General features: G+C 74.0%; 12 protein-coding genes. 6 read left to right on the forward strand and 6 right to left on the reverse strand.

Going from position 1 to position 13,494, the window contains the following annotated elements:
• Positions 1-86 precede the first annotated feature (86 nt).
• Positions 87-992 (forward strand): DUF4349 domain-containing protein, encoded by a 906-nt coding sequence (locus ACQUQ1_RS02615; protein ID WP_435062694.1) that lies wholly within the window; start codon positions 87-89, stop codon positions 990-992.
• A 200-nt stretch (positions 993-1,192) separates the two neighbouring features.
• On the opposite strand, the gene ACQUQ1_RS02620 is transcribed toward ACQUQ1_RS02615, so the two are convergent.
• On the reverse strand, positions 1,193-2,026 hold the full coding sequence (locus tag ACQUQ1_RS02620; protein ID WP_435062695.1) for an inositol monophosphatase family protein: 834 nt from the start codon (positions 2,024-2,026) through the stop codon (positions 1,193-1,195).
• A 189-nt stretch (positions 2,027-2,215) separates the two neighbouring features.
• On the opposite strand from ACQUQ1_RS02620, the gene ACQUQ1_RS02625 reads away from it, so the two are divergent.
• The 5 genes from ACQUQ1_RS02625 (at position 2,216) to ACQUQ1_RS02645 (ending at position 7,414) form a co-directional block, all read left to right on the forward strand.
• Entirely contained in the window at positions 2,216-4,360 is a 2,145-nt protein-coding gene (locus ACQUQ1_RS02625; protein ID WP_435062696.1) for a prolyl oligopeptidase family serine peptidase, read from the forward strand.
• Positions 4,361-4,454: 94 nt separating this feature from the next.
• On the forward strand, positions 4,455-4,958 hold the full coding sequence (locus ACQUQ1_RS02630) for a macro domain-containing protein (protein ID WP_435062697.1): 504 nt from the start codon (positions 4,455-4,457) through the stop codon (positions 4,956-4,958).
• 78 nt (positions 4,959-5,036) lie between these two features.
• Positions 5,037-5,249: a hypothetical protein gene (locus ACQUQ1_RS02635; RefSeq protein ID WP_435062698.1), complete on the forward strand. Its 213-nt coding sequence runs from the start codon at positions 5,037-5,039 to the stop codon at positions 5,247-5,249.
• A gap of 98 nt (positions 5,250-5,347) precedes the next feature.
• Positions 5,348-5,974, forward strand: a complete 627-nt coding sequence (locus ACQUQ1_RS02640; protein ID WP_435062699.1) for a beta-class carbonic anhydrase — start codon at positions 5,348-5,350, stop codon at positions 5,972-5,974.
• A gap of 81 nt (positions 5,975-6,055) precedes the next feature.
• On the forward strand, positions 6,056-7,414 hold the full coding sequence (locus ACQUQ1_RS02645) for an NADH:flavin oxidoreductase (RefSeq protein WP_435062700.1): 1,359 nt from the start codon (positions 6,056-6,058) through the stop codon (positions 7,412-7,414).
• A 17-nt stretch (positions 7,415-7,431) separates the two neighbouring features.
• On the opposite strand, the gene ACQUQ1_RS02650 is transcribed toward ACQUQ1_RS02645, so the two are convergent.
• The 5 genes from ACQUQ1_RS02650 to ribH all read right to left on the reverse strand — a co-directional run bounded on the left by ACQUQ1_RS02650 (position 7,432) and on the right by ribH (position 13,466).
• Entirely contained in the window at positions 7,432-9,465 is a 2,034-nt protein-coding gene (locus ACQUQ1_RS02650; RefSeq protein ID WP_435062701.1) for a DEAD/DEAH box helicase, read from the reverse strand.
• 96 nt (positions 9,466-9,561) lie between these two features.
• Positions 9,562-10,743 carry a nitrile hydratase subunit alpha gene (nthA, locus tag ACQUQ1_RS02655; RefSeq protein WP_435062702.1) on the reverse strand — a complete coding sequence of 394 codons (1,182 nt, stop codon included), beginning with the start codon at positions 10,741-10,743 and terminating at the stop codon, positions 9,562-9,564.
• A 63-nt stretch (positions 10,744-10,806) separates the two neighbouring features.
• Positions 10,807-11,499, reverse strand: coding sequence for a nitrile hydratase subunit beta (nthB, locus tag ACQUQ1_RS02660; protein ID WP_435062703.1), 693 nt, complete (start codon positions 11,497-11,499; stop codon positions 10,807-10,809).
• A gap of 357 nt (positions 11,500-11,856) precedes the next feature.
• Positions 11,857-13,041 (reverse strand): pyridoxal phosphate-dependent aminotransferase, encoded by a 1,185-nt coding sequence (locus tag ACQUQ1_RS02665; protein ID WP_435062704.1) that lies wholly within the window; start codon positions 13,039-13,041, stop codon positions 11,857-11,859.
• Entirely contained in the window at positions 13,038-13,466 is a 429-nt protein-coding gene (ribH, locus tag ACQUQ1_RS02670; protein ID WP_435062705.1) for a 6,7-dimethyl-8-ribityllumazine synthase, read from the reverse strand. The genes ACQUQ1_RS02665 and ribH overlap by 4 nt, the downstream gene beginning before the upstream one ends.
• Between the last annotated feature and the right edge of the window lie 28 nt (positions 13,467-13,494).

Consider the following 13,494-nt stretch of genomic DNA (forward strand, 5'->3'; position numbering starts at 1 on the left):
CGGCCGGTAGGGGCCGCGTACGGAAGGGTCAAACGGCTCTTTGAACGTACGGAACGTTCAGGCGTCGGGGCTCGGTACCGTGGGACATGCCACGTTCCCGACTCGCGACCGTGTGCTGTGCCCTCCTGCTCGTCCTCGCCGGCTGTTCCGGCGGCGCCGGCGGCGCCGACGGCGGCGGGGGGAGCGACCTCGACGCGACCGGCGACCCGGAGGCGGCGGAGGCGACGGCGACGCCCGCGGCGACCCCGGGCGGGGGGTCCGGATCCGGGTCGAGCGACGGCGGCGCGGCCGGCGTGTCGGCGCAGGTCGCCGAGCGGAAGTTGATCTACGAGGCGACCGTCCAGCTCCGCGTCGACGACTACGAGGCGGCCCGCGAGGACCTGACCGCGATGGCGCGCGAGCGCGGCGGCTACGTCGGCAGCGCCACCCAGGAGGTCCGTGGCGAGGGGAACCGCACGTGGACGACCGGCCGGCTCGTGCTCCGGGTGCCGGCGGGCAACTACTCCGGCGCCGTCGAGACCGTCAGGGCCCGCGGCGAGGTGCGGTCGTTCCAGGAGTCGACGACCGACGTCACCGACCGCGTCGTCGACCTGGAGGCGAGGCTGGAGAGCCTCCGGGCCGAGCGCGACCGCCTCCGGGAGCTGTACGAGCAGGCCAACGACACCGAGGAGGTGCTGGCGGTCCAGCGCGAACTCTCCGACGTCCAGACGGAGATAGAGCGGACCGAGGCTCAACTGCGCAGTCTGGAGCGCCGCGTCGCGTACTCGACCATCGTGGTGGAACTGCACGAGCCCCGCCCCGACTACGAGCCGCCCGAGCGGCAGCAGTGGTACGAGACGCCGCTGACCGAGGCGTTCCTGGCGTCGGTCGACGGCGTGGTCGTCCTGGGGCGCGCGCTGGTGGTGCTCGCGGCGTACGCGCTGCCGTACCTCGCGGTGCTGTCGGTCCCGGCGGCGGGCGCCGCGGCGGGCTACCGGTACCTCCGCACCTGACCAAAAAATTCATAAACCCCTATCGTAGATAGCCCCGTCGGGGACGCGTCGGTTCCGGACTCGCCCGTTGCCATACCCACGGGGTGGGACCGGAGGTACTGCCATACCCACCACGTGTCCCCATCTCCAGCCCGCGAGCGGCCGCTCCGTCCGTCGAGCGGGCGGACCCGCACGCACCGCTTCTCCCGTGTCGGAGCCGGTTACCCGACCGTTCCGTCGGGGAGCGTCTTGACCAGCGCCGCCAGCGTCGCCTCGTCCGCGGCGCCGACGTAGTAGCGGCCGCCGGCCGCCGAGACGGCGCCGGCCTCCGCGGCCAGCAGCTCGCCCGCCTCCTGCTCGAACGGGTCGGGGTACGCGCAGACGACGCCGGCGACGCTCCCCCGCGCGAGCAGCCCCCAGTCGACGCACGGCGACCACGTCTCCAGCACCCGCTTGCACCGATCGCGCAGCGCGGCCCTGATCCGGTCGGCCTCCGCGCGCCGGTCCGCGTCGCGGACGGCGGGCAGCCCGACGATCAGCGAGACGGTGGACCGGTCCAGCGGGCGGTCACGCGGCGCCGCCGTCAGGGGGTCGCCGTTCAGCCTCGCACCGTCCCCCCGGACGGCGACGTAGCAGTCGTCGACGAGCGGCTCGTGGATCGCGGCGACGAGAGTGTCATCGCCGACCCGCGCCGCCGCCGCCGTCGCGATCGACGGGTAGTCGACGGCGTAGTTGTTCGTCCCGTCCAGCGGGTCGACGATCCACTCGACCGGCCCGTCGCCCGGCCTGCCCGACTCCTCGCCGCGGAGCGCGTGGTCGGGGAAGTCCGCGCGGATCCGGTCGAAGATCAGCCGCTCGGCGGCCTCGTCGGCCTCGGCCTTCACGTCGTCGGTGCCGTAGTCGCCGACGGTGCCGCCGTCGCGGAAGCGCTCCGCGAGGTACTTCCCCGCGGTCCGCACCGCCGCCTCGGCCGTCGCCGCGAGCGCGTCCGGCTCCGGCGCGTCGTCGCCGGCGCGGTCCCGTGGTCCGGTCCCCCGCGCGTCCTCGTCGCTCATGGCCGCTACTGGGCCGGTGGGGCGTTTCAGGCCGTCGGTTCCGCGGCCGGTCGGGGGCCGGGTCCGTCGGCCCGCCGGACCGTCGCCACACCGGCCCGCCGGCCCGGTCGGGAGCCGCGGCGCCGCCCGGATGCGGCCGGCACGACCGGATGACGAACCTATTTGCGGCGGGCCCCGACACGTCGTGGCATGACGGAACTCCCGCTTTCGGCCTTCTACGACCTGACGCAGGTCGGCGAGGTGGCGGTCTCGCCGTCGGGCGACCGGGTCGCGTTCACGACGACGGAGTACGACGCCGACGCCGACGAGCCCGTCGGGTCGCTGTTCGTCGCCCCCGCCGACGGGTCGCGCGACCCCCACCGGCTCACCCGCGTCTCGGGCGCCTCCGCGCCCGCGTGGTCGCCCGACGGCGACCGGCTGGCCTTCCTCGCGGCGCGCGAGGAGGATGCTGACCGGCGTGTCGGCCGCGACGACGGCGAGGCCGACGAGGGGGGCGACGGAGACGACGAGGACGCTGAGGACACCCCCGCCGGCGACGACGAGGAACCGGACCGACAGGTGTGGGCGTTCGACCTCGCGCTCGGCGGCGACGCCCGGCAGGTCACCGACTTCGAGGAGGGCGCCGAGGAGTTCGACTGGGGCCCCGACGGCGACCGCCTCGTCGTCGCCGCCCGCGACCCGACCGAGGCCGAGCGGGCGTACCTCGACGGCCGCGAGGAGGGCGACCCCGTCGAGACGGAGCGCCTCCAGCACAAGCTCGACGGCGTCGGCTACACCGACACGGTCCGCACCTACCTCCACGTCGTCGACGCGGAGACGGGCGAGGCAGAGCGCCTCGACGACGCCCACGGCGGCGGCGCCTACCAGGACCTCTCGGGGATGGAGCCCGACTGGGGCCCGAACGGCCGCATCGCGTTCACCTCCTGCCGCGAGGAGAACCCGGACGACACGCTCGTGCGCGACGTGTTCACCGTCGCCCCCGACGGTACGGGCCTGCGGAAGCTGACGGACTCGGATCTCTCTGCGAGCGCGCCCGCGTGGTCGCCGGACGGCGAGCGCCTCGCCTTCCTCGGCGGCGACCCCGTGAACTGGTGTATCCCGACGCAGGTGTTCGTGTACGAGGACGGCGAGCACGCGTCGCTGACGGCGGATCTCGACAGGACGACCGCCCGCGGCGCCGCGCCGGCGTGGGCCGACGGCGGGACCGTCTACTGCCTGTTCGCCGACGAGGCCCGGACCCGACTGATGCGCGTCGCGGCCGACCTCGACGCCGCGGCGGGCGAGGACCACGCCGCCGAACGCGTCTTCGAGGCGCAGGGGGGCGACCGCGCGATGGGGTCGTTCGACCTCTCGGCGGACGGCGAGCGCGCGGGCTTCGTGTTCTCGCACCCGAGCGACGGGCAGGACGTGTACGCCGTGGACGCCGCCGACCTCGACGCGGGCGCGGGGGAGGAGCCCGCGTCGCTGGCGCGGCTCTCGGCGGTCAACGCCGACCTCACGGGGGAGTACCCGATGCCGGAGGCCCGGCGCGTCGAGTGGGACAGCGACGGCGAGTCCATCTCGGGCGTCGTCTACCACGACCCCGACGTGGCCCTGGAGGAGGGGAACCACCCGCTCGTCGTCGCCATCCACGGCGGCCCGATCAGCTACGACGAGCCCGAGTTCAGCTTCGCCCACGCCGCCCTCACCAGCCGGGGCTACGTGGTGCTGCGGCCGAACTACCGCGGCGGCTCCTCCTACGGCCGCGAGTTCGCCGAGGCGCTCCGGGGCCGGTGGGGCACCCACGAGGTGACCGACATCGCCAACGGCGTCGCGTCGATGGTCGAGCGCGGCTGGGCCGACGGGGACCGGGTGTTCGGCTACGGCTTCTCCTACGGCGGCATCGCGCAGGGCTTCCTCGTCACCCAGGAGCCGGACCTGTTCACCGCGGCGGCGCCCGAGCACGGCATCTACGACCTCCGCTCGGCGTACGGGACCGACGACTCACACATCTGGATGGAGAACGAGTACGGTCTCCCGTGGGAGAACCCCGAGGCCATCGACGCCTCCTCGGCCATCACCGACGCGGGGAACATCGAGACGCCGCTGTTGGTCACCGCCGGCGCCGAGGACTGGCGGTGTCCCCCGGGCCAGAGCGAACAGCTCTACGTCGCCGCGAGGAAGCAGGGCGTGGAGGCGCGCCTCGTGCTGTACGAGGACGAGCACCACAACATCGGGACGCCCGACCGCGCGATCCACCGGCTGGAGGAGATCACCGCCTGGTACGCCCGCCACGACCCCGCGGTCGAGGCGCCCGACGCCGACGACCCGCACGGTCGCGAGGACGACGAGTAGCCGCCGGCGGTGGCGGGGCGGGACGGCGCGGAGCGGCGCCGCCCCGGCCGCGCCGGGACCAACATATTTGAGCGATGACACGGATCCCTCGACCATGGAGTTCGAGGTGATCCGCGGCGACATCGCCGACCAGTCCGCGGACGCGCTGGTGAACGCCGCCGGGACGAGCCTGAAGATGGGGAGCGGCGTCGCCGGCGCGCTCCGCCGGGCCGCGGGGGTCGGCCTGAACGAGGAGGCGATGTCGAAGGGGCCGGTCGACCTGGGCGAGGTCGCCGTCACGGACGCGTACGACCTCGACGCGGAGTACGTGATCCACGCGGCCGCGATGCCGCACTACGGCGACGGGCGGGCGACCGAGGAGAGCATCCGCGACGCGACCCGGAACGCCCTCGCGGCCGCCGACGAGCGCGGCTGCGAGTCGCTGGTGATCCCCGCGCTCGGGTGCGGCGTCGCGGGGTTCGACCTCCGGGACGGCGCCCGCGCCATCGCCGAGGAGATCCGGGCGTTCGAGCCCGACTCCCTCCGAGACGTGCGGTTCGTCGCCTACTCCGAGGAGGAGTACGAGACCGTCCGCGAGGCCGTCGAGGCCGACCGCTGACCCCGCCACGTCCGCGGTCGCGTCGCCGCGGCCGCCGTCGCCGGCACCGATTTGTCGCCGGAGGCCCACCCGCCGACCGTGGACGTCCCGAGCGACGCGCCCGCGACGTGCCCGACGTGCGGGGCCGAGTACGACTCCGTCTCGGTGCACGACGCGGGCCTGCTGGTGAACCTCCTCGACAACGAGCGGTACCGCCGGGTGTGCTTCGAGCCGGTCGCCGGCGACGACGGGACGCCGCTGGTCGAGTTCTACCACCACACCCACGAGCAGGTCGCCGCCGACGGGGAGTGACCGACCCCGAATCGGCAAGCGTTGCCAGCTGTTCGGAGCACCGGCGACCACTTCGGACGACACAACGACCCCGTCGCTGGCGACCGTAGTCCCCGACGATGTCCGACACCGAAGACCGCGACCACGAGCACGGCACCGTCCGCGAGCGCGTCGACGAGTCGGTCGACGCCCGCGACGACTGGGCGCGACGGCGACGCAAGGGGATCCCCACCGACGAGAACCTGCTCGTCGTCGCCTGCATGGACGAGCGCATCCCCGTCGAGGACGCGCTCGGGCTGGAGCTGGGCGACGCCCAGATCTACCGCAACGCCGGCGGGAAGGTGACCGACGACGTGATCCGCTCGGCCGCGCTGACGACGAACTTCTTCGACACCGACGAGATCGTCGTCGTGAACCACACCGACTGCGGGATGATGTCCGCGAGCGACGAGGACGTCCGGGCGGGCCTGGAGGCTCGGGCCGAGGCCGCCGGCGTCGACCTCGACGACGTTGATCTGGACCCCGCGCTCCCCGAACTCGACATCGGCGACGCGACGGTCGAGGAGTGGGTCCGGATGACCGACGACATCGACGCGGCCTGCGCCGCGCAGGTCCGCTACCTGGAGGAACACGAGCTCATCCCCGACGACGTGACCGTCTCCGGCTACGTCTACGAGGTCGAGTCCGGCGAGCTCCGCCGCCCCGGCGAGCGGATCGCCGAGGAGATCAGCGAGCGCCGAGTCTGAGCCGGCGACCGCGACGGGGACCCGGCCGCCCCGCGGCCGCGGTCCGGCCCCGTACCCGCGGCGACCCCCGCCCGAGCGTTCATGCCCCCGGAGCGCCAGCGTTCGTCCGTGCCGGCGCTCACAGACCCGCTGGCGGTCGGGGACGTCACGCTCCCGAACCGGCTCTACCGCGCGCCGCTGCTCGAACACGCGGGCAACGGCCCCGACGCCGTCGACACGCTGATCGAGAAACTGGAGCCGGCGGCCGCCGCCGGCGCGGGCCTCGTCTGCCAGGGCGCCACCATCGTCCGCGAGGAGGGCGGCTGTGCCGCGCCGGGGATGACCCGCGTCCACGACCCCGACTTCGTCGCGACGCTGGGGCGGCTCGCGGAGACGATCCACGACCACGGCGGCCGGATCGCGATCCAGCTGGAGCACGGGGGGCTCCGGTCGATGGAGACGTGGCACCGCGGCTTCCGCGAGCGCAACCCCGGCCTCGAACAGCTCGCCGTCTCCCGCCCGCCCCGCCCGCTCAGGCTCCTCGACCGCCTCGGGTTCCTCGACTACGACGCGCACGTCCTCGGGACCGACGAGTGCCGCGAGCTGGCCGCCGACTTCGGCCGCGCCGCCGCGGCCGCCGTCGACGCGGGCTACGACCTGGTCCACCTCGCCGGCGCCAACATGGGCATCCTCCACCAGTTCGCCTCGCCGTTCTACAACCGGCGCGACGACGAGTTCGGCGACCCGGCGCGCTTCTTCGAGGCGGTCCTCGCCGAGATCCGCGACCGCGTCGGCGACGTGCCCGTGCTGACGAAGGTACCCGCCGAGACGGGGGCGCCGCCGGGGATCGGGCCGACGCTGTCGGCCGACGACTGTGTCCGCCTCTGCGGGCGACTCGCCGACGCCGGCTACGACGCGCTCGTCCCCGTAAACGGCTCGGTGTTCTGGGACATGAGCGTGATCCGGGGCGCGTTCCCCGGGCGCTCGTGGCGCGACGAGCGGTTCAGGGAGGGGTACGTCGACGCCTTCGGCTCGCGCCCGCGGGCGGCGCTCGTCGCCGCCGCCAACTGGGTCGAGTCGCTCGTCTACTCGCGCGAGCCGGCGTGGAACGCCGCCCTCTGCCGGCGAGTCCGCGAGCGCGTCGGCGTTCCGGTCCTCTGTGAGGGCGGGATCAGGGACCGGGAGACGATCGACGGTCTGCTCGGGGACGCGGCCGACGCGGTGGGGATGGCCCGGCCGTTCTACGCCGAGCCGGAACTCCCGGCCCGCCTGCTCCGCGAGGACGCGGCGGCGGACGGCGTCGCGGCCGTCTGCGCGGACTGCAACAACTGCGTCGTCCCGCAGGCGGCCGGCGAGCCGGGCGTGTGCCGGACGCCCGAGGTGCTCCGCGAGGCCGGCGAGCTCCGCGGGGCGGGCGCCTACGAGCGGACGGACGCGGAGCCGACCGACGCCGAGCGGTGAGCGGGACGGGCGACCGCTCACAGCCTCGCGCGCGCGGACGCGAACGCCGGAACGTCGACGCCGACCACGTCCGCGATGGCGTCGGCGGCGCCCAGCAGCCACTCGGCGCGCTCGATCCGCGACTCCAGGTCGCCGGGGCCGATCCGGTAGGCCTCGACCAGCTCCTCGACGCTGGCGCCGTCGACCCACTCCGCGAGGATCCGCGCGGTCTTCACCGACTCCAGCCACGCCTCGAAGTCGCCGGCCTCCGCCATGCCGGTCGTGAGCTCCGCCGAGCGGTCGCGGGCGAACTGATAGATCTCCGCGCGCTCGGCGTTGCCGAGGTAGGTGTCGACCATGTCGGGGGTATCGCAGACGATCTCGAACGCCGTCAGCTCCGTCACGTCGCCGTCGTCCATCCCCGCGACGGTCTCCAGCCCCTCGACGATGCGGACGCCCGTCTCCGGGGTGACGTACTGCCGCGACACCTGCGCGCCGAGGTCGGTCGCCTCGATGCCGCCGCCGTTGCCCCCGTTGCCGCCGGCGCCGCCGTTGCCGCCGCTGTCGCCGGCGGCGCCCGCCGCCGCCAGCATCCCGTCGTCGATGAGGCTCGCGATGGCGTCGCCGACGACGCCGCCGAGGTCGGGGTTCGCGGTTCTGGAGGCGTAGAAGGTACCCGAGAGCGCGTCGAGCACCGCCGCCTGCGACCCGGCGACGCCGGTGGCGACGAGCGCCAGGGTGTGCGTGCGAAGCGCGGCCGGGTCCCGCAGCTTCGACTCCACCCGCTCGGGGTCGGCCGTGACGTAGCGGTCCCACAGTACCTCGCGCTCCTCACCGTCGTCGGCGACGAGCACCGCCTCGCCGTAGGGATCGAGGTGGGGTCGCCCCGCACGCCCGCACATCTGGTGGACCTCCAGCACGGGGAGCCACTCGGTTCCCTCGCCGGTGTAGCGCCGCTGGTCGCGCACGACCACCCGCCTCGCGGGGACGTTCACCCCGGCGGCGAGAGTCGGGGTCGCGCAGATGACCGCCAGCCGGCGCTCGCGGAACGCCCGCTCGACGAGGGCGCGGTGGTCCGACGAGAGGCCGGCGTGGTGGAACGCGACGCCCCACGCGGCCGCCCCGGCGAGGCGCTCGCCGGTCTCCGTGCCGTCCGCCTCCCGCAACTCCTCCGCGACCTCGGCGGCGGCCATCGCGGGGTCCGCGGCCGTCCCTCCGGGGTCGCCGCCGCGGTCGGCCCGGGCCGCGACCGCCGCGAGGCGCTCCTCGGTCAGCCGGTCGGCGAGCGCCTCCGCCTCCCGGCGGGAGCTGACGAACGCCAGCGCCTGGCCGCCGTCCTCGACGGCGCCGCGGACGAGTTCGACCGTCGCCTCGGTGTCCGCGTCGGTCGCGGGGTCGGCGCCGTCGACGGGGACCGACAGCTCGGTGCCGTCGTCGAACCGCACCCCGTCGTCGGCGTGGACGCCCACCCGGAGGTCGACCGGCCGCCACGTCGACTCCACCAGGGCGGCGTCGAGCCACGCCGCGATGTCCTCGGGGTTGTCGACCGTGGCAGACAGCGCGACCACCTGCACCTCCGGCGTCCGCCGGCGGAGCGTCGACAGCGTCACCTCCAGGGTGGGGCCGCGGCCGGGCGAGCCGAGCAGGTGCACCTCGTCGACGACGACGCACGCGAGGTCGTCGACCCACCCGGCGCCGTTGCGGATGGCCGAGTCCACCTTCTCGCTGGTCGCGACGATCACGTCGTTGTCCGCCAGGTCGCTCGCCGCGGAGTCGTAATCGCCCGTCGAGATGCCCGCCTCGACCCCCGGGAGCGCGTCGAACTCCTCGTACTTCTCGCGGGCCAGCGCGCGCAGCGGGCAGACGTACAGCCCCGGCCCGTCGGCCGTGAGCAGCGCCAGCTCCGCGACGAACGTCTTCCCCGAGGCGGTCGGGACCGCGGCGACGACGTTGTCGCCGTCGCAGACGCCCGCCTCCACGGCCGCGACCTGCGGGGGGTACAGCTCCTCGATCCCCTCCCGCTCGAAGTGGTCGACGTGCTCGGGGGCCAGCGGGAGGTCGGCGACGCGCATTCGATGGCGTCCCTGGGGCCCTCTCGGGTATAAATTTCCGTACGCGAGGCGGGGGCATGCCGCGTCCCGTCCTGTGCCATCCCGTCCCGCGGCCGATCAGTGGCGGCCGTGGTCGTCGCTGCGGCCGTGATCGTGCGGGTGCTCGTGGTGGTGTGCGCCCTCGGCGTGGCCCTCGGGGAGCCGGTCGGCGTGGGCGTGGGGGTCGCCCTCGACGAACTCGTGGGCGTCGCGCTCGCCGTCGGCGAACGCCCGGACACGGGCGGCGAAGTCGTCCTCATCGACGAGGTCGCGGTCGGTCAGGAAGCGCTCCAGCGCCGCCAGCCACGCGCCGTAGTAGTCGGCGTCGCTCCCGTCCTCGGCGCCGGGGGTCGCCTCCAGTTCGGCGACCAGCTCCGACTGGAAGTCCTCCCAGGCCCGCCCCGGTTCGTCCTCGTCGGTGAGCGCGACCGCGAGCGCGAACGACCGCGCCATCCACGGCTCCGCGAACGTCGGGCCGTCGTCGTCGACGCGCGGGACGGGCTTCCCCGCGGTGTCGACGTCGGCGGTCGAGGTCGGTTCCGCGCTCGGGTTCCCGTCCGCGCCCGTGCCGGCGTCCCCCGCCGCCCGCGCCCCGCCGTCGGAGGCGATGGCGCCGCCGTCCGCGAGCCGCTCGACGCCGATCATCGCGTCGCGGGAGACCAGCTCCGCGAGTTCGTCCTCGCTCATGTCCTCGGTGCCCTCGGGCCGCCGCGGGAGGACCATGTAGCGGACCTCGGAGTTGGAGTCCCACACCTCAACGTCCACGGAGTCGGGGAGGTCGGTGTCGAACTCCTCGCGCAGCAGCGCGCGGGGCTCGTCCACGACGCGCGAGCGGTACGCCGGCGACTTGTACCAGGTCGGCGGCAGGCCGAGCACGGCCCAGGGGTAACACGAGCAGAGCGTGCAGACGACGACGTTGTGCGTGTCCGCGGTGTTCTCGACCACCCGGAGCTCCATCACCTCGTCGTTCACCGAGATGTCGAGGTCCGCGACGGCCGCGATGCCGTCCTCCAGCAGCCACTCGCGGTACTCGGGGTCGGTCCACGCCCGCGCGACGACCCGGGCGCCGTTCATCGGCCCCACGTCGCCCTCGTAGGTCGCGATCACCTCGTCGACGGCGTCGGTGCTCAAGATCCCCTTCTCCGTCAGTAGCGACTGGAGCGCGCGCGCCCTCGCCTGCGGGTCGACCTCGTCGCGGAGCTCGGGATCGGGGTGGGACGGCGGGTCCTCGCCGCCGGGGCCCCCGTGGTCGTCGGTCATGGGGTGTGGTGACGCGTGCGGGGGCTTAGGCGTTCGCCCCGTCGGGGGTGCCGCCCGATCGGGTCACTCCCCTTCGGGGTCGACCAGATACGGCTCCCACAGTTCGATGTGCAGGCCGTCGGCGTCGGTGCACCCCTCCCCCCACAGCTCCTCGGCGTCGAAGCGGACGTTGTACAGCTGTTCCGCGTGTCCGCCGGCGCCGTCCTCGCGGGCGTTCGCGTCGGGGTACACGTGCGCGCCGCGGTCGGCGACGACCTCGCCCTCGGCGCCGCGGACGTACCGCGGGCACCGCGTGTGTCCCGCGGGGTGTCGCTTCACCGCCCGTACGCGGTCGCCGACGGCGAAGGCGGGGTCGCCGTCGCCGCGGCGGCTCAGGTACTTCTCGCGGACGCCCGCCAGCAGTTCGGGCAGCCGGTCGGGGTCCTCCACGTCCGGTACCTCGGCCTCCCCCGACGCGAACGCCTCGGCACGCTCGCGGAGCTCGTCGGCGTCGACGACGCCGGCCTCGACGAACAGCGTCTCGACGGCGCCCAGCCAGCGCTCGTAGTACGGCGTCGTGAGGTAGCGCTCGGGGTCGTCGCCCTCCAGCGTGTACCGGAAGCGGTCGAGTTCGAAGCTGTCGGAGCCGAGCCCGGCGATGTACAGCGACTGGACGACGCCCTCCCACTCGTGGTGGAACGGGCTCGCGTCGTCGGGCCGGTCCGGCGGGAGGTCGTCGAAGGAGTCCATCCCGCCGAGGTCGTGGATCCCGTCCATGATCGCTCGTTGGCGTGGGTGGTGGTAAAGACTTGGTAGGTGGTAGCACGGTTGAGGTCGGCGGTGCCCGATCCGAACCCGACAGCGCCCCCACCGCGACGGGGGCGACCGTGACCACGACAGCCCCCGCCGGTCTCGACTCGGTGCGGGCGGCGCGCTCCTCGGTCGGCTCGCTCCGCTCGCCTCCCTGCGGTGCTCACCGCTCCGCGCCTTCGTCGAGACCGGCGGCCCCTTTCAGTCCCACCCGAGGTCCGGCCGGGCGTCGTCGTTCGGCCTTCGGACGGGCAGAATCGAACCCGGACTCCCGCGAGAACAGGCTGCGGGGAGTCGGTGTCGCGTCGTCGACGGTCGTTCCTCTCAGTCGTCGCCGAGCAGGCCGGCGTCGAAGAGGCGCTGCATGCCCTCGCGCAGTCGCTCCTCGCTGGCGGCGTAGCTGATCCGGGCGTAGCCGGGCGCGCCGAAGGCGGAGCCGGGGACGGTCGCGACGTGCGCCTCCTGGATCGCCTCCTCGGCCCACGCGGAGTCGTCGTCGGCCACGGGGAGCATCATGTAGAAGGCGCCGTCGGGGACGGTCACGTCGACGCCGTGGTCGTCGAACAGCTCGACGAGCATGTCGCGGCGCGACTCGAAGGCGGCGCGCATCTCCTCGACGGACTCGTCGGTGTTCCTGAGGGCCTCGATGCCCGCGCGTTGGACGAAGTTCGTCGCACACGACACCGAGTGGCTGTGGAGCTTCCCCGCCTGCGACACCAGGTCGCCGGTGGCGTGCAGGTAGCCCAGCCGCCAGCCGGTCATCGAGTACGCCTTCGAGAAGCCGTTGATCGTGACCGTTCGATCGGCCATTCCGTCGAGGCTCGCGAGGCTGGTCTGCTCGACGCCGTAGACGATCTCGTCGTAGATCTCGTCGGAGATGACGGCGACGTCGTGCTCGACGGCGAGGTCGCGAACGCCCTCCAGCCCCTCGTCGGAGTAGACGGCGCCGGTCGGGTTCGACGGGGAGTTGACGATCAGGAGTTCCGTGTCGTCCGAAACGGTCGCCGCGAGGTCGTCGAGCCCGTCGGCGAGCGAGAAGTCGTGCGGCGCGAGGTCGACCCGGGCGAGGTCCCCGCCTGCGAGCTTCACCATCGCCTCGTAGGACACCCACGCCGGGTCCAGCAGGACGACCTCGTCGCCCTCGTCGACGAGCGTCTGGACCGTCTCGTACAGCGCCTGCTTGGCGCCGGGCGTGACGATCACCTCGTCGGCGTCGGCGTCGATATCGTCGGCGCGGAGCTTCTCGGCGATCGCCTCCTTCAGCTCCGGGACGCCGTTCGAGGAGGTGTAGCCCGTGTGGCCCGCGTCCATCGCGGCCTTGCCGGCCTCGACGACGTTCTCGGGCGTGGGGAAGTCCGGCGCGCCCACCGAGAGGTCGACCACGTCGTGGCCGGCCTCCTCCAGCTCGTTCGCGGCGTTCGAGATGGCGAGCGTCGCCGACGGCTCCACGCGGCCGACGCGCTCGGCGAAGTCGTAGGCGAAGTCGCCGCCGGCCTCCTGTCCGCTCATGCGGCCACCTCCGGGGCGGGGAGCCCCTCGGCCAGGTCCACGGCGGCGCTCGCGGCCTCGGCGCCCTTCTCGGCGCGCTCGCGCGCCTCCGCGCCGCTCTGTCCCGGCCCCGACACGCCGAAGGTCACGGGCGTGTCGCGGTCGAGGCTCACGTCGGCGAGCTTCGTCGCGATCGCCTGCCCGATCACCTGGTCGTGATCCGTGTCGCCGGAGACGATGGTGCCGACGACGGCGACGGCGTCGATGTCGTCGCGGCGGGCCAGCCGGTCGGCCGCCAGCGGCGTGTCGTAGGCGCCGGGGACGTCGACCGTCTCCCCGACGGTCGCCCCGCGCTCGGCGACCGCCTCCCGGGCGGACTCCTCCATGGACTCGGCGATGGACGCGTAGTAGCGCGCGACCACCAGCCCGAGCGTAGTCTCGGTCATTGTGTCCGGGGAGGGTCGGCCCGCTCAA

It is taken from the genome of Halobaculum sp. EA56, assembly GCF_051195075.1.
Lineage (GTDB): Archaea > Halobacteriota > Halobacteria > Halobacteriales > Haloferacaceae > Halobaculum.

Coding starts and splice junctions, on each gene's coding strand:
- ACQUQ1_RS02615 (WP_435062694.1), top strand. CDS start 87: ATGCCACGTTCCCGACTCGCGACCGTGTGCTGTGCCCTCCTGCTCGTC.
- ACQUQ1_RS02620 (WP_435062695.1), bottom strand. CDS start 2,026: ATGAGCGACGAGGACGCGCGGGGGACCGGACCACGGGACCGCGCCGGC.
- ACQUQ1_RS02625 (WP_435062696.1), top strand. CDS start 2,216: ATGACGGAACTCCCGCTTTCGGCCTTCTACGACCTGACGCAGGTCGGC.
- ACQUQ1_RS02630 (WP_435062697.1), top strand. CDS start 4,455: ATGGAGTTCGAGGTGATCCGCGGCGACATCGCCGACCAGTCCGCGGAC.
- ACQUQ1_RS02640 (WP_435062699.1), top strand. CDS start 5,348: ATGTCCGACACCGAAGACCGCGACCACGAGCACGGCACCGTCCGCGAG.
- ACQUQ1_RS02645 (WP_435062700.1), top strand. CDS start 6,056: ATGCCCCCGGAGCGCCAGCGTTCGTCCGTGCCGGCGCTCACAGACCCG.
- ACQUQ1_RS02650 (WP_435062701.1), bottom strand. CDS start 9,465: ATGCGCGTCGCCGACCTCCCGCTGGCCCCCGAGCACGTCGACCACTTC.
- nthA (WP_435062702.1), bottom strand. CDS start 10,743: ATGACCGACGACCACGGGGGCCCCGGCGGCGAGGACCCGCCGTCCCAC.
- nthB (WP_435062703.1), bottom strand. CDS start 11,499: ATGGACGGGATCCACGACCTCGGCGGGATGGACTCCTTCGACGACCTC.
- ACQUQ1_RS02665 (WP_435062704.1), bottom strand. CDS start 13,041: ATGAGCGGACAGGAGGCCGGCGGCGACTTCGCCTACGACTTCGCCGAG.
- ribH (WP_435062705.1), bottom strand. CDS start 13,466: ATGACCGAGACTACGCTCGGGCTGGTGGTCGCGCGCTACTACGCGTCC.